Here is a 17,761-nt window from a genome sequence, read left to right on the forward strand (position 1 = left end):
TAGATAATCCCTGACCGCAGGCCTTAGCAGCTTTTGCCCATCCCTCAAGCGTCAGCATTCCCCTAAATGCCATTGTTTTGCGGGTTTTTGTGCCATTCACGGTTACCATCGGTTCATCGCGACTGAGGCACGCTTGGAACGGATGGAACACTGTCTTAGTGCCAAAATCCAATCGATCACACAGAACCTGTTTGATCGGATTTATCGATAAGTGGCAAGGGCACGGCATGGACGTTGCTATATCGCGCACTGAGAGGAGTAGGAAAGCGTTTGCTGCCCGCACTAAGGCCCGATTCCGCAACGATGCAAGTCGCCCGCAAACCCACGCAAACCCAATCTCAAACGCGCAAACAAAAAACCCGCCGGGTAGGGCGGGTCTTCGTGGGTTTCGTGATGGTGGGCGTACCAAGATTTGAACTTGGGACCCCTGCAATGTCAATACAGTGCTCTACCCCTGAGCTATACGCCCGCACCATCAGGATTGCCATGATTGCTCATAGCGGAGCGGCGCATTAACGCGGCTCTTTCAATCGCGCAAGCCATTAGCTTGCGCGCACGCCCAAATTCTAAAGGCTTGCCTCGCGCTGCTCTTCAAACACGCGCTCCACCTCAAGCACGAGATCGCGCAGGTGGAATGGTTTGGAAAGCACCTTGGCGTGGGGCTGTTCGCGGCTTGCACGCAGGGTAACGGCGGCAAAACCCGTAATAAACATTACCTTGGTGCGCGGGCTGATCTCTGCGCAGCGCTGAGCTAGCTCAATCCCGTCCATTTCTGGCATGACAATGTCTGACAAAAGCAGGTCAAAATGCTCTTTTTCGAGCAATGGGACCGCTTCGGTTCCCCGATCCACCGTCGACACCTCATATCCGGCATTGGTCAATGCCCGCTTTAGGTAGGTGCGCATGGCTTCTTCATCCTCGGCGAGGAGGATCTTTGGGGAGGGGTTTGTCGTCATGCGAATCCAATAGCACCGCCAGCTTAAGAAATCCTAGCGGAAGATGCGGTTGCCCTGCTTTGAGACATGGCTCGTCGCATTTACTGTATTTGCGATGTTTTTGACTTGGCCCGCGAAAGCAGGCAGCAAACTCACGGCTATGGTTTTCAGCAAACATAATCAGGACGATTCGCGCCGCGAAAGCGGCGGCAGGGTTGCGGGCGATGCCCATGGCCCCGCGTTCACTTTTGCCGCGCCCAGTTCCATGCCATTGCCGGTTATCGTCGCCGCGCCGCACGGCGGGCGGGTGTATCCATCCAAAGTGCTGGCGGAAATGCGCGATCCAGAGCTTTCGGCCCTGCGGTTGGAGGATCGCTATGTCGATCTGCTGGCGAGCCGTATTGCAAAGCAAACTGGCACCGGATTGATGATGGCGCACGCGCCGCGTGCGATGCTGGACCTTAATCGCAGCCGCGAGGATGTCGATTGGGGTATGATCATCGGCGAGGATAAGCCTATGGTGCGCAATTCTCAGGTTAATCGCCGCGCGCGCAGCGGGCTGGGCCTCGTCCCGCGCCGCTTGCCGGGGTTTGGCGAGATTTGGCGCAGCGCTTTGCCGCACCGCGAGCTTCAACAGCGGATCGACAATATTCACCGGCCTTACCATGCGTTTTTGACTCAAGAGCTGGAGCGGATACGCGATCGCTGGGGCGCGGCTCTGCTGGTCGATTTGCATTCCATGCCGCCCCTGCGCCGTCCGGATTCGCAAACCCGCGCGCCCAAAGTGGTGCTGGGCGACAGATTCGGCGCATCGTGCAATGGCGGCCTGATCGACCGCGCGTTCCGTTTTCTTGAGGGTCAGGGCTATTCCGTGGCGCACAATCGGCCGTATGCGGGCGGCTTTGTGCTCGACCGGCAATCCTCGCCATCGCGCGGTATCCATGCGGTGCAGGTTGAAGTGTGCCGGTCTACCTATCTTGATGACCGGATGGCGGAACCCAGCACTGGGCTAGGCCCGATGGCGAAAATGCTGGCCGGATTGGTGCGAGAACTGGGCGCGGAAACGGCGCGTTTGGGCGATGATGGACGGTTTGCGCAAGCTGCCGAGTAAGCGCAGGCTCTGCCTGTTGAACTTTCGCCGCCAAGCAATTGATCCCACATAAAAAACCACCCCGTGCAAAACTGCACGAGGTGGCCAAGGTTCAGGGAGGATCGCGCCATACGGCGCGGTCTGTCAGCTCGGTCATGAGGGCAACCTTGCTGACACCAAATAAATAGGGCTTGGCAAAGGCTCGTTCAAGCCCCGGCCAAGCCCTGAGTGCTTCGTTAAGGAAGCTGCGTCGTGCGGATCAGTTAACCGCAGCTGGCGCAGGTGTTGGTTCTGGCATTTTGCCTTGCGCGGTTTGACGCTCAAACAGAGTGCGCATCAGGTTCAGCGAGAACAGGTGAGCGTGGATCAGCAGGATCATGCCGTTCTTGTTCAGCGCCTCGAGAGTGTCCGCTGGCAATTCGCGTAGCTTCTTCTCGTCGACCATGCGGAAACCGCGGTAGACAAATGGATTGTCAGGCATGTCGTTGCGGGTGATCGCAATTTCGCCGTCCATCAAAATGTCGAGCTTTTTCAACTCTTCCAGGAAAGCGCGGGTGCGCTGGCCGGACTCTTCGAACTTGCTGCAGAAATCGAGCACGCTCTTGGTGTATTCGGTGGATTCACCCTTGTCGTCGAACAGCTCATTGCCTTCTTTGTTGTTGCCAACGACGCCAGAACTTGGGTCGAAGCAGAGCGAAAGTTCGTCTGAACCTTCCTGCAATTTGGCGAGCATGAAGGGATAGCGGCGCACGTAAGCTGGCACGTAATTGTCAGCCATCATCTTGCCGTCTTCACCGATGAAAGTGTTCACGCCTTCGTTAAGACCCATCAGCGCAATCGGCAGTGGGTTTTCGCCAGCGGTAAACACAATCGGGTATGAACGCTGTGCATCGACGAATTCGTCAACGGTCAGCGGGATTGCGTGAGACTCGGCGAGGAAAGACGCATCGTCGAAAGGCTTTACCTTCCAATCCTTGTGCTCCTTGCTGTTAAGCGGGAGCAGGTCTTTGTAAAACAGTGGAAGCTGCGGCTGAGGCGCGCTGGCCATGAGGTTTCTCCGAAAATTACGGTGCTGAAAAATTTGGGCGACTGGATAGCAAGCTATAAGCCGAACGGGCCGCGCTGTAGGCGTTCATGCGCCCGCGCGCAAGCACGGTTCAATGATTGATGAGCAGCTTTCCCGGGTTGAACAGTGATTTGGGGTCGAGCGCCTGCTTTACGCTGCGCATAATTGAGAGCGCGGCGGGATCGCTGAGCCGTTCCAATTCGTGCACTTTGAGCTGCCCGATGCCGTGTTCGGCGCTGATTGAGCCGCCCCATTCGCACACCATTTCATAGACGAGGCTGGAGATTTTCTTGCCCTCGGTCTCCTCCCATGTGCCCGGCGTTGCGCCGCTGGGGGCGAGGACATGAAAATGGACATTGCCATCGCCCAAATGGCCAAAGGCCGCCGCTGTTGTACCGGCAAAGGCGCTTTCCACGGCGGGAATCGCTTTCAGGATAAACTCGGGCATTTTCTCCACCGGCACAGAGATATCGTGCTGCATCGCGGGGCCAATGGCGCGCTCTGCGGCGGAAATCGAATCGCGCAAGAGCCAGAATTGCTCCGCCTGCGTTTCATTTGCGGCGATGGCGGCATCTTCGAGCAGGTCTTTCTCAAAGGCATCGGCCATGATCGCCTCTACCTGCTCGCGCAGGGCATCGGCATCATCGGCGGTCGAGACGAACTCGATCAGCGCATACCACGCATGGCTCTCGGTGAGCGGAGAGCGCGCATCCGGCAGATGATCGAGCACATTGATCAGGCAGTGGTCGGGGACGACTTCAAACCCCTCCAGCGTATCGCCCATCGCGCGGTCGACATGGCGCAGCAGCGTGCGAGCCGCCGTGATGCTGGGCAGGCCCGCCCAAACCGCGATCCGGCCGCGATGCTCCGGCAGCAGGCGCAGATTGGCGGCGGTGACAATACCCAGCGTACCCTCTGATCCGATCAGCAATTGTTTGAGATCAAACCCGCGATTGTCTTTCTTTAGCGCGGTCAGCCCGTCGAAAATCTCGCCATTGGGCAGCACCGCCTCCAGTCCCAGCACCTGAGCGCGCATCGTTCCGTGCCTGAGTACTTGTGTACCGCCAGCATTGGTGGAGACGAGCCCGCCGACGGTCGCAGAACCTTTGCCGCCCAGCGTCAGGGGAAAGCGCATCTGCTTGGCCTCAGCCGCCTCATGCAGGGTTTGCAGGATGACGCCCGCTTCGCACACGGTCTGACCGGCGTCGGCGTCCATGCTGCGGATGGCGTTCATCCGGCGCAGCGACAGCAGAATGGCCGCGCCGCTTTCATCCGGGGTTGCTCCGCCGCACATGCCGCTGTTCCCGCCTTGCGGAACGATGGGAATGGAATGCTGCGCGCACAGTTTGACCAGCTCAGCCACTTCCTGGGTTGAGGCAGGCGAGGCGAGGGCAAGCGCGCGCCCGGTGTAGCGACCGCGCCAATCGGTTAGCCACGGCTCCAGCGCATCATGGTCTTGCGTGAAGCCTTTTGCCCCAAGCAATTGCGCCGCTGCAGAGAGGAATTCTTGGTGGTCCGTCATTCGATGCGCTATGGCACAAACCGCCGCGAATGCTCCAGAGTTTTGTAATCAAACTGGCAATCAATTAAGCCGCCATTCAATTCTAGCTGCTACACGCGTCTCATCGAGCAAGCCCGTAGGGGGGTGAGCGACACTTTTTAGGAGGCCCAGACCATGCAAGGCATGCTCGCATTTGCGGCCCCCATTGCGTTGTTCACCGCGCTCGCCTCGCAAAGCACTGGGGTGGCCAACGCGGCCCCTGCGCCGTTTTCTCCGGTTCCGGTTGAAACGCAATCGCCTGATGTCGCTCCGTCCAATGGGCTGAGCGATGAGCAGAAGCCGCCGCTTGCGAAATCACAGGCGAAGGCGCGCAGCCAGTCTGACATTCCCGTGTCCGCCAATCCGCTGAACGCATGGCAGCAGACGAACACCGTGCACCAAGTGCGCATTGAGCAGCGGGTGATTATCCGAATTTCGCCTCAACGCCCGACCCGGGGCAATCAATTGCTCGCTGACCTCCCGCGCCAGGGGCTCAACACCCGCTATGAAGAGCGCAAGATGGACAAATGCCTCGCGGTCGAACAGATCGCAGGCGTGCAAACCGGGCGGGGCAACCGCCTGCTGCTGTTCCTGCGCGACCGCCGGATCATCTCGCTCAACCTGGAAAAAGCCTGCCTCGCCCGCGAGTTCTATTCTGGCTTCTACGTCGAGAAGAACGAGGACGGAAAGCTGTGCGTTTCGCGTGACAAGCTGCAATCGCGCGCTGGCTCAAAATGCGAAGTTGAACGCATGCGGCAATTGGTGGCCGTCAAAGACTAGCAGCCCGCGCGGGTGCCGAGCGCAGCCGCGCCCCGTATCCAGCGCCTTGCATCCAAGCGCCCATTTCCTTGACTTTACGGCCAGTTTCGGCGATTGGCGCAGCAATTCTTGCATGAAGGGTTCATGTGAGATTTTGACCGGCAGCGAGCACGCTGCCCGCTATATCCGGAAAACACGCTTATAATGACTTTCGCCGATCTCGGCCTCTCACCTGAATTGCTCAAAGCCGTCGAAGACGCTGGCTACACTGAGCCCACCGCAATCCAAGCAGAGGCGATACCGCCCGTGCTGATGATGAAGGACATCATTGGCATCGCACAAACCGGCACGGGTAAGACCGCCAGTTTCGTGCTGCCCATGATCGATATCATGGCCAGTGGCCGCCGCCGCGCGCTGATGCCGCGCTCGCTTATTCTTGAGCCTACACGCGAACTTGCCGCGCAAGTTGCAGAAAACTTCGAGAAATACGGCAAGAACCACGACCTTAAAATGGCGCTGCTCATTGGCGGCGTCCAAATGGGCGATCAGCTGAAGGCGCTGAACGAAGGCGTCGACGTTCTGATCGCGACCCCGGGCCGCCTGATGGACCTGTTTGAGCGCGGCAAAATCCTGCTCAATGGCTGCGAATTGCTGGTCATTGATGAAGCGGACCGCATGCTCGACATGGGCTTTATCCCGGACATCGAGTTCATCTGTTCCAAACTGCCTGAAACGCGGCAAACCATGCTGTTTTCAGCAACCATGCCGCCGCCCATTGCCAAGCTGGCGAAGACGTTCCTGTCCAATCCCAAGCGGATCGAGACGGCGCGCGCGGCGACCACCAACAAAGATATCACCGCCTTTAAGGTGCATGTTGAACAGCGCGCCAAGCTGTCGACGCTGCAATGGCTGCTGCGCAACGACCTGGTTGAAACCGCAATCGTGTTCTCGAACAAGAAGATGACCGTTCGCGAGCTCAATAAGAAATTGCAGAACGATGGTTTCCGCAGCGGAGAGATCCACGGCGACATCGATCAGAACACGCGCCAGAAAGAGCTGGAGCGGTTTAAATCAGGCGATATCAATATTTTGGTCGCCTCAGATGTGGCCGCACGCGGGCTCGATATCAAAGGTGTCAGCCACGTCTTCAACTACGACACGCCGTGGCACCCGGATGATTATGTCCACCGGATCGGCCGCACGGGCCGCGCCGGGGCAAAGGGCCGCGCGTTCACCTTTGTGACCAAATCCGATGCCGAGGCGATCGACAATGTCGAGAAGCTGACCAAGAACAAGATTGCGGTGTTCGGTAAAGACGACGTGCGCGTTGAGATCGCCGATCCAAAGGCATCGAAATCCTCCGATGGTGATGGCGAAAGGCCAGAGAAATCGGAAAAGCCCGCGCGCCGCTCTCGCTCAAAGAAGCGCGATGAAGATGGCGATACGCAGGACGCTCCGCGCGAAGCAAAGAAGGAGCGCAAACCGCGCCGCGCCCGCGAAGATCGCTCAGAGCGTGAAGAACGCTCGGAACGGGAAGAGCGCCCTGCACGACCAGAGCGTAAAGAACGCCCCGAGCGCGCTGAAAAGCCCGAGAAACGCAGCCGAGGTGGACGCCGCCGCCGCGACGAGGACGATGAGCCAGTACCAGCAGGCGAGTGGAACGGTCCAAAGCCCGGTTTTCTCGACATGGGCTTTAAGGACTAAGGTCTTTTCGGCTTAGGGCACCGCGATGGCGTGGGCAATCATGCGATTGCCTTCAAACACGGCGCGGTCTTCCACATTGATGTCGTCGACAAAGACGAAATCGAACACGCCGTCGGCGTCGCTATCGTTGTGCAGCATCACGATGTACATAGCGCCGCTTTCCGGCGTGGGGTTGAGCGTGATCGCCACGTCCTTGTTGGTGCCGCTTTTGATGTGGGTGTAGCCCGCGACATAATCGCCATTGGGCTTACCATCGATAAACGGGTGCATGACGAGCCAGCCATCGCCGTCAATATGAACCTCTGAAAAGGTCAGCGTGGTCCCATCGCCGCGCCGCACGGCGCTGTTCTGATTGGTGATACGCTGTTCGGTATAAGGGCGCTGATCCTCGGCCAGTTTGACATCGTCAACGATGATCCAATTGGCCTCACCATTGCCAAGTACAACGCCGCCGGGATTGGCTTGCTCCTGAGCAGAGGCCAACGGCGCGGCCAGGAAGGCACTGAAAATCGCTGCGGCTCGCAATACGGATCTTGGTGCAGATCGCAATGTCATCATCTTTTCCCGCATCCCAAAAGCAATGGCGCAAAGTCTTGCATATTCTTCAGCCGAGAGGAAGCAGGGGGTAGTGGGTAGTGGGTAGTCAGGACAGTGTTTTGGTAGGGAGAAAAGGGCGTAAGCCTTCTTTGATCCTTTAGATTTACCATCGAGCCCTCGCGTTGGAATGCTTGGTGCTTCCACGGCCATCGAGCGGCGCGATGCGGGAGATATAACGTGCTTTCAAGGATTTCTGAGTGGTACCAAATGTATCAAGTGCAGAAGCATCGCGCTGGTACTGAAAGAAAAATACGAAAGCACAGTTGGACCGCGAACTACGTTTATGGTGAGGGCGAGGAAGATCACATCGACTTCGCCTATACGATCGCTTTTTCCGATTTCCGGGCGCCGGAACTGATTGTGTTCTCGCTTGATCCCATGCTGGTCAATTTTGTCTTCTGGGAACTCTTCGAGAGGGCGAAAGCTGGCCGGAAGCTCGAAGACGGGTTTGTCTTTCGGCCCCGTGACCCGGAGCTTAAAGGATTTGAATGCACCCTTCGATCCGCAACTAAGCCAGAAACATGGAGCAAGTATGTGTTCGATGCGAAGGGCTATTCCATGCACAAGGGCAGGGGGGACAAGCCGCCGGTTCTGCAAATTGTCTGGCCCAGCGCGGAAAACGGGAAATATCCGTGGTCTCCGGGATGCCCGGCGACGGTGATTGAGAGCCAGCCAGTTCTGTATGATACCGCGCCTGTGAGCAACAGACCGTTGTTCGGACGCCGGACCTAGGCGTTATCGGAGGCTGCGTCTGCCGCGAGTTCCGCGAGGAATGCCGCGCTTTCATCCAATCTCAAGGCCACGCCGGATATAGCCTTGGTGCCTCCGAAAAAGGTCGGAATCTTGATCGGCTGTTTGAAGCGCAGGCTGCAATTGGGCGAGGACAGTATCGCGAGGTTCAGCACCTCCTTGCCTTCTAATTCTGCGCTAGTGAAAGCAGCATGGGTGGAGGCGATGGAGCCGCGCGGCACCTCAAAATCATAGAGCATCCCGCTGCGCACGCGCACGGTGTTCTCCGTCAGCAATACGGGATTGATGCGAAAGCTTTTGAGCAGCGCCATCGTCCAGATCACGCCCCAAACGCTCAGCGCCAGCAGGACCCAAGCGACCGTTGGATTCCACAGCATCAGCAGGAAGTGAACCACGCTGAGCTCGATCAGTTGCAGCACCAGAAAGGTCGCAACCATTGGCGTGAGATAGGTGTGATAGGCAAAGGCGCGCGCTCCGGCAGGCACATCGACAGGCGCGCCCCAGCGCAGCAGGCCAAGGCTCAGCACTTTGCACTCGGTCACCACCTGTCTGACGAGCGGCTTTGGCAAAACGCGCTCAAATCCGGCAATGATCGATCCGGTTTCGCGGTAGGTCGTAATGATCCGGACTGCGCACATAGTCAGATAGAGCGCGAGGGTCGCGCCAGCGGCGATCAGCATTTGCGGCAGGGCGAAATACTCTGCTCGAACGGGCGCGGACGCCCCGACAAGGATCACAATGCTGGCGACCGCGATCACGCCGATCACCTGAAAGAACGCAGGCTTGTGATCCTCTGCCTTCGCCATCAATGCGAGCAGCAGGGCATCCGCGACGACCCATGCGAACAGAATAGCGGCCCAGCCAGAATTGGCCTGTGCCCAAGGTGTAAAGGTGAGAAACCTGGCCAATGCGATGGCGGCCAAGGGGAGCAGCAGCAGAAGGCCGTTCGCTATTGGCCGAGGCAATGCTTGCATGGTCTGCTCCTTGCGCTGTTCGTCTGCTCAATAATCCACTGGCGAACCAGTGCCAATGCGATTGTGCGCATCAAGTGTTGCTATGAGCAGGACGCGGCGTTTCCGCGTTTACTGATCCGTATCGGAAATTTGCTCAAGGTGGTGAGAAAGAAGGCCTAAGCACATGATCGGGCCTGTTCTTGCTTCCTGCGCGGGATCGACAATCAAGCCCAACGAGCCGGCAGGCAATTCGCCTTCAGTGATGCGCTTTTCCTCAGCCTCTATTGGAGCAATTTTCGCTCCGCGGACATCGCACTGCTCTGCTATTTCCAGAAATGGTTCAAGATAGTCTCGCGGACCTACACCCATTACCACTGGCTCATCTCCCGGATCGACTGAAAGTTCGAAATGGTTTGCTGGGAGATCGCATGAAGTCTCTTCCGAGTTGCCGTTAGCATCGTGTTTCAATGAAGTTGCCACAGGTGTTAGTTCGTCCCAGAGTTCTTCGGAAGATACCGGCAAAGGCAACGAAAAGCTTGGGAGTAGCCTTACAACCGTCATTTCCCCCGTACTTCCGGTGCAGGAAATTTCCCACCCATTCTTTGAGGCTATGCTCTTAATGAGCGCAATTTGCGGCGGCATTCCGGTGGCTAGCGTCGAATGCCTTGGCTCCACGCGTTTCATTAGATTTGGGCCGAGTTGAACAAAGGCAATTGCGCTGAGCCCAAAGAGGGCGAGGAGCCAAAATACAATTCTCATCGTTTTTGATTAACCCCCATTCCACAACGTCCGAAGATGGACCGGATCACCCAGCCAATTTCACAAAGCTGTCTAGCACGCGTTTTGTGCCATATTCTTCGAACTCGATCTCCAGCTTATTTCCTTCTTGATCGGTCACGCAGCCAGTCCCGAACTTCTCGTGGTGCACCATCGCGCCGATGGTGATGTCGCTGCGGGGTTTTGCGGCAAAGCTGGCGGCGGAGCGGGTGTTTTCGCGCATACGCTTGGGCTTGGTGTCATAGCCGGTGGAGAGCGCGCGCTGCCATCCGGGGCCGCGGTTTTCCGCCTTGCCGGGCTGTGTTTGCGCGACATGGGCGAAGGGGTCGTCCTGCTCGCTCCAATTGGCCTGCCACAATGACGCGCCGCCGGTCATGGTGGTTTCCTGATCGATGTGTTCGTCCGGCAATTCCTCGATAAAGCGCGAGGGGATGGAGCTGGTCCATTGGCCGTAAATCCGGCGGTTGGCGGCGTGGAAAATGTGGCATTTGCGCCGGGCGCGGGTGATCGCGACGTAAGCGAGCCGGCGCTCTTCCTCCAGGCTGGCGAGGCCGCCTTCATCGAGTGAGCGCTGTGATGGGAACACGCCTTCTTCCCACCCGACGCAGAACACATTGTCGAATTCCAGACCCTTGGCCCCGTGGATTGTCATGATCGTGATCGTGTCTTCATCGTCGCTGCGATCGTTGTCCATCACCAGGCTGACATGTTCCAGGAAATCGCCGAGCGTCTCGTATTCCTCCATCGCGCGAGCGAGTTCGGAGAGGTTCTCCAGCCTGCCAGCGGCCTCTGGACTGCGCTCGTTTTGCAGCATGTCGTTATAGCCGGTTTCATCCAGCACCAGCCGCAACAGATCGGCGGGGGTCAGCTCGTCGACGCTTTCACGCCAGCTGAGGAATTGCCGCATGAGCGCGCCAATGGTGTTTGCCGCGCGTGCGGGCAGCTCGTCACTGTCAGCTAGGTCAAGCGAAGCGGCGGCCAGCGGCATGCCCGTGCGGCGCGCATGGCTGTGCATTTTCTCCAGCGTCTTTGCGCCAAGCCCGCGCTTGGGCTGGTTATAGATCCGCTCAAAGGCAAGGTCATCTTGAGGCTGAGCAATGACCCGCAGATAGGCGAGGGCGTCGCGAATTTCGGCGCGCTCATAGAAGCGGAAGCCGCCGATAATGCGGTAGTTGATGCCGATCTGGATGAAGCGGTCTTCAAACTCGCGGGTCTGATATTGCGCGCGCACCAGAATGGCGACCCGGTCAAGCGGTGCGCCTTCGCCCTCCAGACGTTCGATCTCTTCGCCGACCCGGCGGGCTTCTTCGGGCGCGTCCCAAACGCCAACGACTTTCACTTTGTCGCCCGCGTTCACCTCGGTCCAAAGGGTCTTTTCGTGCCGCTCACTATTGGCGCGGATCAGGCCAGAGGCAGCGCCTAGAATATGCGGGGTGGAGCGATAGTTTTGCTCCAGCCGCACGACATGCGCGCCGGGAAAATCCTTCTCAAAGCGCAGGATGTTGGCGACCTCTGCCCCGCGCCAGGAATAGATCGACTGGTCATCATCGCCGACGACGCAGATATTCTTATGCTCCTGAGCCAGCAGACGCAGCCAGAGGTATTGGACGGCGTTGGTATCCTGATATTCGTCGACCAGGATGTACTTCCAGCGGCGCTGATAATCGGCCAGTACATCGTGGTGTTTGCGGAAGATATTGAGGATATGCAGCAGCAGATCGCCGAAATCGCAGGCATTGAGCGCGATCAGCCGGTCCTGATAGGCGCGGTACATCGCTTGTCCGCGGCCATTGGCAAAGGCCTCGCTATCCCCGGCATCGAGATCGCCGGGGTTCAGCCCGCGGTTCTTCCAGCGGTCGATTAGTCCCGCGAGCTGGCGCGCGGGCCAGCGCTTCTCGTCAATATCCTCATCCCGGATCAGCTGTTTCAGCAAGCGCAGCTGATCATCGGTATCGATGATGGTGTAATTGCTCTGCAGGCCAACCAGCTCCGCATGGCGGCGCAGCATCTTGGCGCAAATTGAGTGGAACGTGCCGAGCCACGGCATGCCCTCAACGCTTTCGCCCAGATGGCGCGCAACCCGTTCGCGCATCTCGCGCGCGGCTTTGTTAGTGAAGGTCACGCATAGGATTTGGCTGGGGTAGGCGCGCCGAGTCGCCACCAAATGCGCCAGCCGCGCGGTCAGCGCCGCCGTTTTGCCCGTGCCAGCCCCGGCCAGCATCAGCACCGGGCCTTCTGTCGTCAGCACAGCTTCACGCTGCGGCGCGTTCAATTGCGCAGCATAGGCTGGGATCGGCGCGCTACCGGGCGGGGGAGCATTGGCGGGTATGGCGTGGGGGTCTGTCATAATATTGCTGTGAACAAGTAGAGAACGTGATCGTCCCCCGCAAGCACGCATATTCGTTCATGCACGTCTCTGCTTTGGGAAAATGCGTAAGTCCGCCGCAGTGTTTGCGAGCCATTGTCAACCCACCGCGCTTTCGCCACGCATGACGCTTAGCCGTGCGCGGGATGCGCCGCGTGCTTCGCCAAAGCCTTCGCAAGGGGCCAAAGCGTCGTCATAAGGATGGGGCTTGCTCAAGAGGGGAACTCATACGGGCAAGCGGGTCGCGTTCGTAACGCTTGGGATCAATCTTTATGGAGAACCCCATGCGTAAGTCTTTTACTTTTCTAGCCAGTGCCGGCCTTATGGCACTAGCAATTCCAATTGGTTCAACCGCGCTGGCTCAGGACGAAGCAGCGCCTGCTACATCCACCGATATGACACCCGATCAAACGGCCGCTTATGACAGCTGGCCGCCTGATCAGCAGGCCGCCTATGACACATGGCCGATGGAAACACGCGGATATTACTGGACTCTCTCGCCTGATCGTCAGGAACTGTTCTGGCGCCTGACCGACGAGGATCGTGTGCTGATCACCTCCATGAGCGGACCGGACCGCGAATCGACATGGCAGGTGATTGAGGCTCGCGCAGCCGGTGCAGCGGAGCCTGCACCAGCCCCTGAAGGTGAACCGGCAGACATGCCGCCACCAGAAGGCGGTGAGTAAGGTGTGATCGGCTAAATACGGCCGATCATATCAATCGAAGCGAGCGGCGGGAGGTGCAGTGTCCTCTGCCTGGGCTGAACTTGCGCGAAACAGCACAAGTTTGCCTTTGCCGACCCGCCGTTCCGCTTCGATTTCCAAACCCTTGAGCGAACCTTTGATCGAGACGTCCTCTTTGGCCGCCACTTCCAATGCGATCCATGTGGCTGGGCCAATCCAATTGAGGCGCTGAAACCGGTCAAGCGCGACCATTCCTGCTCCGGTAAAATAGGGCGGGTCCATTAGTATCAGATCGTAGGGCGCACGCGCCGGGCCCAGGCTCATGACTGAGCCGCCTTGCACATCGGCGCGGTCTCTGGCGCTGAGCGCTGCTATATTGGCGCGAAGCGTGTCGAGCGCCGCGCGATCTTGCTCCACGAAAAGGCAATGCGCCGCCCCGCGAGAGAGCGCCTCTAGGCCCAATGCGCCGGACCCTGCGAACAGGTCTGCGACGCGGAGGTCGTCAAAGCTGCCCAGGCGGCTGTGCAGCATGCTGAACAGTGTCTCACGCGTCCGATCCGCCGTTGGCCGGGTCGCATCGCCTTTTGGGGCGGCAACTTTGCGTCCGCGCCATTCGCCTGCAATGATCCTCATTGGCCTTGATTGTCCTGCTTATTTTGCTTGCGGGCCTGTTTCAGCGTGCTCACAAAACGGTCAAGATCGCCCTTGCGAATGCGCACGGCTTGGCCGCGTCCCAGATCCGCCAGCTCAAACGGGCCATAAGCGGTGCGGATCAGACGGCTGACCTCTAGACCGAGATATTCCAGCACCCGGCGAACTTCGCGGTTCTTGCCCTCAGTGATGGTCATTTCGATCCACTGATTGCGGCCGCCGCCTTTGCCGCCGTGTTCCTTGTTTGCATTGATGGAGCCGTATCGCACGCCGTCGATCTCAATACCCTCGGCCAAGGCTTCGAGCTGTTCCTGCGAGACATCGCCGAAGGCGCGGGCTCGGTAAGTTCGGGGAATGCCACTGGCGGGCAGCTCCATTTGCCGCTTCAGCCCGCCATCATTGGTGAGCAGCAGCAAACCTTCGGTGTTCAGATCGAGTCTGCCAATTGGCATCAATCGCGGCGTACCCTTGGGCAGGGCGTTGACCAGCGCGTCATAGATCGTCGCGCGGCCAGTGAAATCACGTTCCGCCGTCAGCAGCCCGGTCGGCTTGTGAAAGGCATAGAGCTGCGAGGGTTCAATTGGGCCGACGGCTTTGCCATCGACGGCGACACCGCGCAGGTTGGTGAGGAAGGTCGCGGGTGTTTCCACCGGCTTTCCATTCAGCGTGATGCGGCGATCATCGATCATCCGTTCAATCTCACGGCGGCTGGCAATGCCAGCGCGCGCCAGCAGCTTGGCGATGCGGTCGCCCTCTGGGCGGTCTGCGGACCTCGACGTATTGGGGGGCGTTTTGGGAGAGTTTGTCATAACTGGCCCGCGCCTAGGCTCTCCGACGGCGTCGCGCAACAACCTCGCGATGGGGATGCTGCTCTAAAGAGCTTTACGCGCTCTTCGCCATGGCCGCTGCGATGGATTCGTCAAAGCGCGCAATGCCGCCTTCCAGCGTGCCAAGCGTGAGGTGGTCGATCGCGCCGCTTTCCAGACCCTGTTGGCCCAGCTCTGCCGCGCGGAAATCTTCGCTGGCGAACACGCCGCTATCCAGCAGATCCCAGCTGCGCTCCCAATGGCTGCGCGCTTTGTCGGTCTGCGGTTCCTCCGGGATCAGCATGAAGTCCTCAACCAGAGTGTGATTGTGGGCGCTCGGCATCAGCACCATGATGTTCACATAGTCAGGGCTGGGCACGATGATCGTCGCGGGCAGCAGCTGATAGGCGAAGGTGACGACCTGACGCAGCTGCGCCATATCCTCAAAGCTTAGCCCCTCCATCTCCTCCAGCCGCCCCACGGCGGAGCGTTGATGCGGGCCGATATTATCGCCGCTGGTTACGCCATCCTTAAAGAACGGGCCAATCGTGTTCGCATGCAGCCGGGTGACATGATAGCTCTCGAGGAAGGCATCCATGATGAGCTTCCAATTGCCCGCGACCGAATGGGTCTTGCGGCGGAACAGATGGGCCTGATCCATGCCAAAGGCGGCAAAGTCTTCGCCCAATATCTTCGCATGGCTGAAGTCAGCGCCCTGCTGAGGCGCAAACCAGATCAGCCCGCCTGCCTCAAGCGAGGGAAGCTCTGCCAGCCCATGCGCGCTCTTATCAAGACCGGGAAATGTCTCTGCGCGGGGTAGGGCAAGCAGCTCCCCATCCAGTCTGTATGTCCATGCGTGATAGGGGCACACCAGACGGCTGGCGCATTGCACTTCATCGCCTTCGACCAGGCGCGTGCCCCGGTGACGGCATACGTTGAGGAACACATGCACTGTGCCGCTCGCATCGCGGGTGATCAGCAAAGGGCGGCCCGTGCCATCATGCGGCACCGACATGCCCGGCTCCGGCAACAAAGCGGAAGGCGCGAGCACTTGCGGAAGCCGGTCAAACAGCGCGGCTTTCTCCGCCGCGAAATGTGCTGGATCGGTGTAGAGGCTCGCAGGAAGTGTCTTGATCCCGTCTTTTGGCCGCATGCCGCCCGCCTTGATTTGCTCGGCCAGGGCCAATTGTCCCGCCGTCGGGCGCAGGATTTGGGCCGGATCATCCACCAAAGGTGTTGATGGCGTTGTTGGCGCGTTCATCGAAGCGTTCCTATTCCTCTCATCCGCGAGTAGTGTTGCAGAAATCGGCCGGTATCGGAAGGCTGGGATCGAAAGGACGTTCGAATATGTCAGAGGCAGCGGCCAAGGCGAGTAAACCGGGCTGGGCAGAGGTCTTTCGCTCGATGGGGCAGAAAAAGACCGGCTATATGGCGCTGTTCGGCTTTGCCAGCGGCCTGCCCTTTGCTTTGTTCCTGGGCACTTTGTTCGCATGGCTCAGCGATGCTGAGGTTGATCTGGAAACAATGGGCGTCTTCTCGCTGATCGGATTGGCCTATGCGTTCCAATTCCTGTGGTCGCCGCTGATCGACAAGGTCAACATTCCGGGCATGCGCCGCTTGGGTAAACGCAAGCAGTGGATCGTTCCCTCGCAATTGCTGCTGGGCGTAATCCTTGTCTCGCTCGCGCTCAGCAATCCTACCAATGAGAGCATCGGCTGGTTCAGCCTGCTCGCAGGGATTGGCGCCTTGGCCAGCGCGACGCAGGACATCGCTATCAACGCCTGGCGCATTGACGTCGCTGATGAGAAAGCGACGCTCGATATTCTCTCCACCGTCTATCAAATGGGATACCGGCTGGCCGCGCTGGTCGGCGGGGCATTGGGCCTGATTATCGCCGCGCGGATCGGCTGGCCTCAGACCTATTTGCTGATGGGCGCGATCCTGCTCGGGATTGGCTTTATCGGCCTGTTTGCGCCTGATAGCGACAGCAAGAAACTGGCCGAGGGTCGGCCCGCGGTCGTCGATGAGCTGTTCGTCGGCTTACGCAAGCAAGGCGAGCTGGAACCCGGCATTCGCGCCAAGGCGCTGTTGGTGGTTGGCGGCCTATGGGCAGGTGCCATCGGCGTGGTGGTGACCTTCATGTATATGTCCTTGGCATACGCGCCGGAGGACCGTCCAAACCCGACCGAGTTCACCGTCAATTATGGCCCATGGATCATTGTCGCGACCATCATTGTGCCGGCGCTGATCGCAGGCTGGCTGGCGAGCCAAAAGAAGCAGGGTAACTATCTGCTCACCGAAGATGCGCCCGCGCCGCAGGGCAGCGGGTTTGTGATGGATCACCTTTACCGCGCGCTCGTTTTGCCATTGGTTGAATTTGTCGGACGCATCGGCTGGTCGCTGGTGCTGATCCTATCGCTCGTTCTGACTTACCGGATTTGCGACGCGATCTGGGGCAGCTTTGCCTATCCATTCTACCTCGGCGAACTCGAATACACCAAAGACGAGGTAGCCTTCGCCTCTAAGTTCTTCGGCGTCGGCGCGATCATTCTGGGCCTCGCTCTGGGCGGTTTTATGCTAACCATGATGGGCCGGATGCTGACGCTGACGATTGGCGCTTTGCTCGCCGCGCTCACCAACCTGCTCTATGCGGATCTGGCGCTGGGCGGGGCGAATATGCAGGCGGTCAGCGATGCGGTTGGGTTCTCCTGGGCGATCAGCCAAGTGCCCGTCATCGGCAGCCCGTCGCTCGCCAAGCTGACCTTCACAATCTTCTTTGAAAACCTTGCCATCGGCATCGCAGGCGCGGCCTATATCGCGTGGCTATCCTCCATCGTGAACAAGAATTTCAGCGCGGTGCAATATGCCCTGCTGTCCTCGCTCACATTGCTGGTTGGCACCTTGGGTCGCGGAGCCTTGGGCGAGATGATCGAGGATCAGGGCTATTATGATGTATTCATCCTGACGACGCTGATCGGCTTTATCGCGGTCGCCCTGTGCCTGGCTGAATGGTTCCGCCAATCGCGCAGCGGGCCGACCGGATCAGGCGTTGTCACGCCAGAGGCGCAGCCAGCGGAGTAGGCGC

At 59.0% G+C, this 17,761-nt stretch carries 16 protein-coding genes and 1 tRNA gene; 6 read left to right on the top strand and 11 right to left on the bottom strand.

The annotated features are described in order from the left end of the window. Positions 1-394: 394 nt before the first annotated feature. Both AC0V6V_RS00870 and cpdR read right to left on the bottom strand, forming a co-directional pair. A tRNA-Val gene (locus AC0V6V_RS00870) sits at positions 395-469 on the bottom strand. Positions 470-566: 97 nt separating this feature from the next. Beyond that, entirely contained in the window at positions 567-956 is a 390-nt protein-coding gene (gene cpdR, locus AC0V6V_RS00875; RefSeq protein WP_486139316.1) for a cell cycle two-component system response regulator CpdR, read from the bottom strand. A gap of 139 nt (positions 957-1,095) precedes the next feature. On the opposite strand from cpdR, the gene AC0V6V_RS00880 reads away from it, so the two are divergent. Beyond that, on the top strand, positions 1,096-2,046 hold the full coding sequence (locus tag AC0V6V_RS00880) for an N-formylglutamate amidohydrolase (protein WP_486166140.1): 951 nt from the start codon (positions 1,096-1,098) through the stop codon (positions 2,044-2,046). Between the two features lie 238 nt (positions 2,047-2,284). Here the strand turns inward: AC0V6V_RS00880 and AC0V6V_RS00885 are convergent, their stop codons facing one another. Both AC0V6V_RS00885 and AC0V6V_RS00890 read right to left on the bottom strand, forming a co-directional pair. Next, positions 2,285-3,073 (bottom strand): SapC family protein, encoded by a 789-nt coding sequence (locus tag AC0V6V_RS00885; RefSeq protein ID WP_486163609.1) that lies wholly within the window; start codon positions 3,071-3,073, stop codon positions 2,285-2,287. Between the two features lie 109 nt (positions 3,074-3,182). Next, a complete protein-coding gene (locus tag AC0V6V_RS00890) occupies positions 3,183-4,613 on the bottom strand; it encodes an FAD-binding oxidoreductase (protein ID WP_486166141.1) in 1,431 nt (476 codons plus the stop codon). A gap of 153 nt (positions 4,614-4,766) precedes the next feature. Here AC0V6V_RS00890 and AC0V6V_RS00895 point away from each other — a divergent pair, with 153 nt between their 5' ends. Continuing rightward, positions 4,767-5,411 carry a hypothetical protein gene (locus tag AC0V6V_RS00895; protein ID WP_486163610.1) on the top strand — a complete coding sequence of 215 codons (645 nt, stop codon included), beginning with the start codon at positions 4,767-4,769 and terminating at the stop codon, positions 5,409-5,411. Positions 5,412-5,594: 183 nt separating this feature from the next. Then, on the top strand, positions 5,595-7,094 hold the full coding sequence (locus AC0V6V_RS00900; RefSeq protein WP_486163611.1) for a DEAD/DEAH box helicase: 1,500 nt from the start codon (positions 5,595-5,597) through the stop codon (positions 7,092-7,094). A gap of 12 nt (positions 7,095-7,106) precedes the next feature. Here the strand turns inward: AC0V6V_RS00900 and AC0V6V_RS00905 are convergent, their stop codons facing one another. Continuing rightward, on the bottom strand, positions 7,107-7,652 hold the full coding sequence (locus tag AC0V6V_RS00905; RefSeq protein ID WP_486163612.1) for a DUF7282 domain-containing protein: 546 nt from the start codon (positions 7,650-7,652) through the stop codon (positions 7,107-7,109). A gap of 246 nt (positions 7,653-7,898) precedes the next feature. Here AC0V6V_RS00905 and AC0V6V_RS00910 point away from each other — a divergent pair, with 246 nt between their 5' ends. Beyond that, positions 7,899-8,423 carry a DUF4262 domain-containing protein gene (locus AC0V6V_RS00910; RefSeq protein WP_486163613.1) on the top strand — a complete coding sequence of 175 codons (525 nt, stop codon included), beginning with the start codon at positions 7,899-7,901 and terminating at the stop codon, positions 8,421-8,423. Here AC0V6V_RS00910 and AC0V6V_RS00915 read toward each other — a convergent pair. The 3 genes from AC0V6V_RS00915 to AC0V6V_RS00925 all read right to left on the bottom strand — a co-directional run bounded on the left by AC0V6V_RS00915 (position 8,420) and on the right by AC0V6V_RS00925 (position 12,518). Continuing rightward, a complete protein-coding gene (locus AC0V6V_RS00915; RefSeq protein ID WP_486163614.1) occupies positions 8,420-9,415 on the bottom strand; it encodes a hypothetical protein in 996 nt (331 codons plus the stop codon). The two genes, AC0V6V_RS00910 and AC0V6V_RS00915, sit on opposite strands and share 4 nt — an antisense overlap. 108 nt (positions 9,416-9,523) lie before the next feature. Further along, positions 9,524-10,153: a hypothetical protein gene (locus AC0V6V_RS00920; RefSeq protein WP_486166142.1), complete on the bottom strand. Its 630-nt coding sequence runs from the start codon at positions 10,151-10,153 to the stop codon at positions 9,524-9,526. 46 nt (positions 10,154-10,199) lie between these two features. After that, positions 10,200-12,518, bottom strand: a complete 2,319-nt coding sequence (locus AC0V6V_RS00925) for an ATP-dependent helicase (protein ID WP_486166143.1) — start codon at positions 12,516-12,518, stop codon at positions 10,200-10,202. A 302-nt stretch (positions 12,519-12,820) separates the two neighbouring features. Here AC0V6V_RS00925 and AC0V6V_RS00930 point away from each other — a divergent pair, with 302 nt between their 5' ends. Then, the gene (locus tag AC0V6V_RS00930; protein WP_486166144.1) at positions 12,821-13,222 is read left to right on the top strand and encodes a hypothetical protein; all 402 of its coding nucleotides are present in this window, start codon (positions 12,821-12,823) and stop codon (positions 13,220-13,222) included. A gap of 30 nt (positions 13,223-13,252) precedes the next feature. Here AC0V6V_RS00930 and rsmD read toward each other — a convergent pair whose 3' ends face one another. The 3 genes from rsmD to AC0V6V_RS00945 form a co-directional block, all read right to left on the bottom strand. Beyond that, complete coding sequence (rsmD, locus tag AC0V6V_RS00935; RefSeq protein WP_486163617.1) at positions 13,253-13,852, bottom strand: 16S rRNA (guanine(966)-N(2))-methyltransferase RsmD; 600 nt, start codon at positions 13,850-13,852, stop codon at positions 13,253-13,255. Then, complete coding sequence (locus AC0V6V_RS00940) at positions 13,849-14,679, bottom strand: pseudouridine synthase (RefSeq protein WP_486163618.1); 831 nt, start codon at positions 14,677-14,679, stop codon at positions 13,849-13,851. Before AC0V6V_RS00940 ends, rsmD begins: the two co-directional genes overlap by 4 nt. Before the next feature lie 73 nt (positions 14,680-14,752). Beyond that, positions 14,753-15,937: an aromatic ring-hydroxylating oxygenase subunit alpha gene (locus tag AC0V6V_RS00945; RefSeq protein ID WP_486166145.1), complete on the bottom strand. Its 1,185-nt coding sequence runs from the start codon at positions 15,935-15,937 to the stop codon at positions 14,753-14,755. 86 nt (positions 15,938-16,023) lie between these two features. On the opposite strand from AC0V6V_RS00945, the gene AC0V6V_RS00950 reads away from it, so the two are divergent. After that, positions 16,024-17,757, top strand: coding sequence for an AmpG family muropeptide MFS transporter (locus tag AC0V6V_RS00950; protein WP_486163620.1), 1,734 nt, complete (start codon positions 16,024-16,026; stop codon positions 17,755-17,757). Positions 17,758-17,761: the final 4 nt, after the last annotated feature.

It is taken from the genome of Erythrobacter sp. S249, from assembly GCF_057364975.1.

Excerpts from the sequence above, each read along its gene's own strand:
- cpdR (WP_486139316.1), bottom strand. The coding sequence starts at position 956 with ATGACGACAAACCCCTCCCCAAAGATCCTCCTCGCCGAGGATGAAGAA.
- AC0V6V_RS00880 (WP_486166140.1), top strand. The coding sequence starts at position 1,096 with ATGGTTTTCAGCAAACATAATCAGGACGATTCGCGCCGCGAAAGCGGC.
- AC0V6V_RS00885 (WP_486163609.1), bottom strand. The coding sequence starts at position 3,073 with ATGGCCAGCGCGCCTCAGCCGCAGCTTCCACTGTTTTACAAAGACCTG.
- AC0V6V_RS00890 (WP_486166141.1), bottom strand. The coding sequence starts at position 4,613 with ATGACGGACCACCAAGAATTCCTCTCTGCAGCGGCGCAATTGCTTGGG.
- AC0V6V_RS00895 (WP_486163610.1), top strand. The coding sequence starts at position 4,767 with ATGCAAGGCATGCTCGCATTTGCGGCCCCCATTGCGTTGTTCACCGCG.
- AC0V6V_RS00900 (WP_486163611.1), top strand. The coding sequence starts at position 5,595 with ATGACTTTCGCCGATCTCGGCCTCTCACCTGAATTGCTCAAAGCCGTC.
- AC0V6V_RS00905 (WP_486163612.1), bottom strand. The coding sequence starts at position 7,652 with ATGATGACATTGCGATCTGCACCAAGATCCGTATTGCGAGCCGCAGCG.
- AC0V6V_RS00910 (WP_486163613.1), top strand. The coding sequence starts at position 7,899 with ATGTATCAAGTGCAGAAGCATCGCGCTGGTACTGAAAGAAAAATACGA.
- AC0V6V_RS00915 (WP_486163614.1), bottom strand. The coding sequence starts at position 9,415 with ATGCAAGCATTGCCTCGGCCAATAGCGAACGGCCTTCTGCTGCTGCTC.
- AC0V6V_RS00920 (WP_486166142.1), bottom strand. The coding sequence starts at position 10,153 with ATGAGAATTGTATTTTGGCTCCTCGCCCTCTTTGGGCTCAGCGCAATT.
- AC0V6V_RS00925 (WP_486166143.1), bottom strand. The coding sequence starts at position 12,518 with ATGACAGACCCCCACGCCATACCCGCCAATGCTCCCCCGCCCGGTAGC.
- AC0V6V_RS00930 (WP_486166144.1), top strand. The coding sequence starts at position 12,821 with ATGCGTAAGTCTTTTACTTTTCTAGCCAGTGCCGGCCTTATGGCACTA.
- rsmD (WP_486163617.1), bottom strand. The coding sequence starts at position 13,852 with ATGAGGATCATTGCAGGCGAATGGCGCGGACGCAAAGTTGCCGCCCCA.
- AC0V6V_RS00940 (WP_486163618.1), bottom strand. The coding sequence starts at position 14,679 with ATGACAAACTCTCCCAAAACGCCCCCCAATACGTCGAGGTCCGCAGAC.
- AC0V6V_RS00945 (WP_486166145.1), bottom strand. The coding sequence starts at position 15,937 with ATGAACGCGCCAACAACGCCATCAACACCTTTGGTGGATGATCCGGCC.
- AC0V6V_RS00950 (WP_486163620.1), top strand. The coding sequence starts at position 16,024 with ATGTCAGAGGCAGCGGCCAAGGCGAGTAAACCGGGCTGGGCAGAGGTC.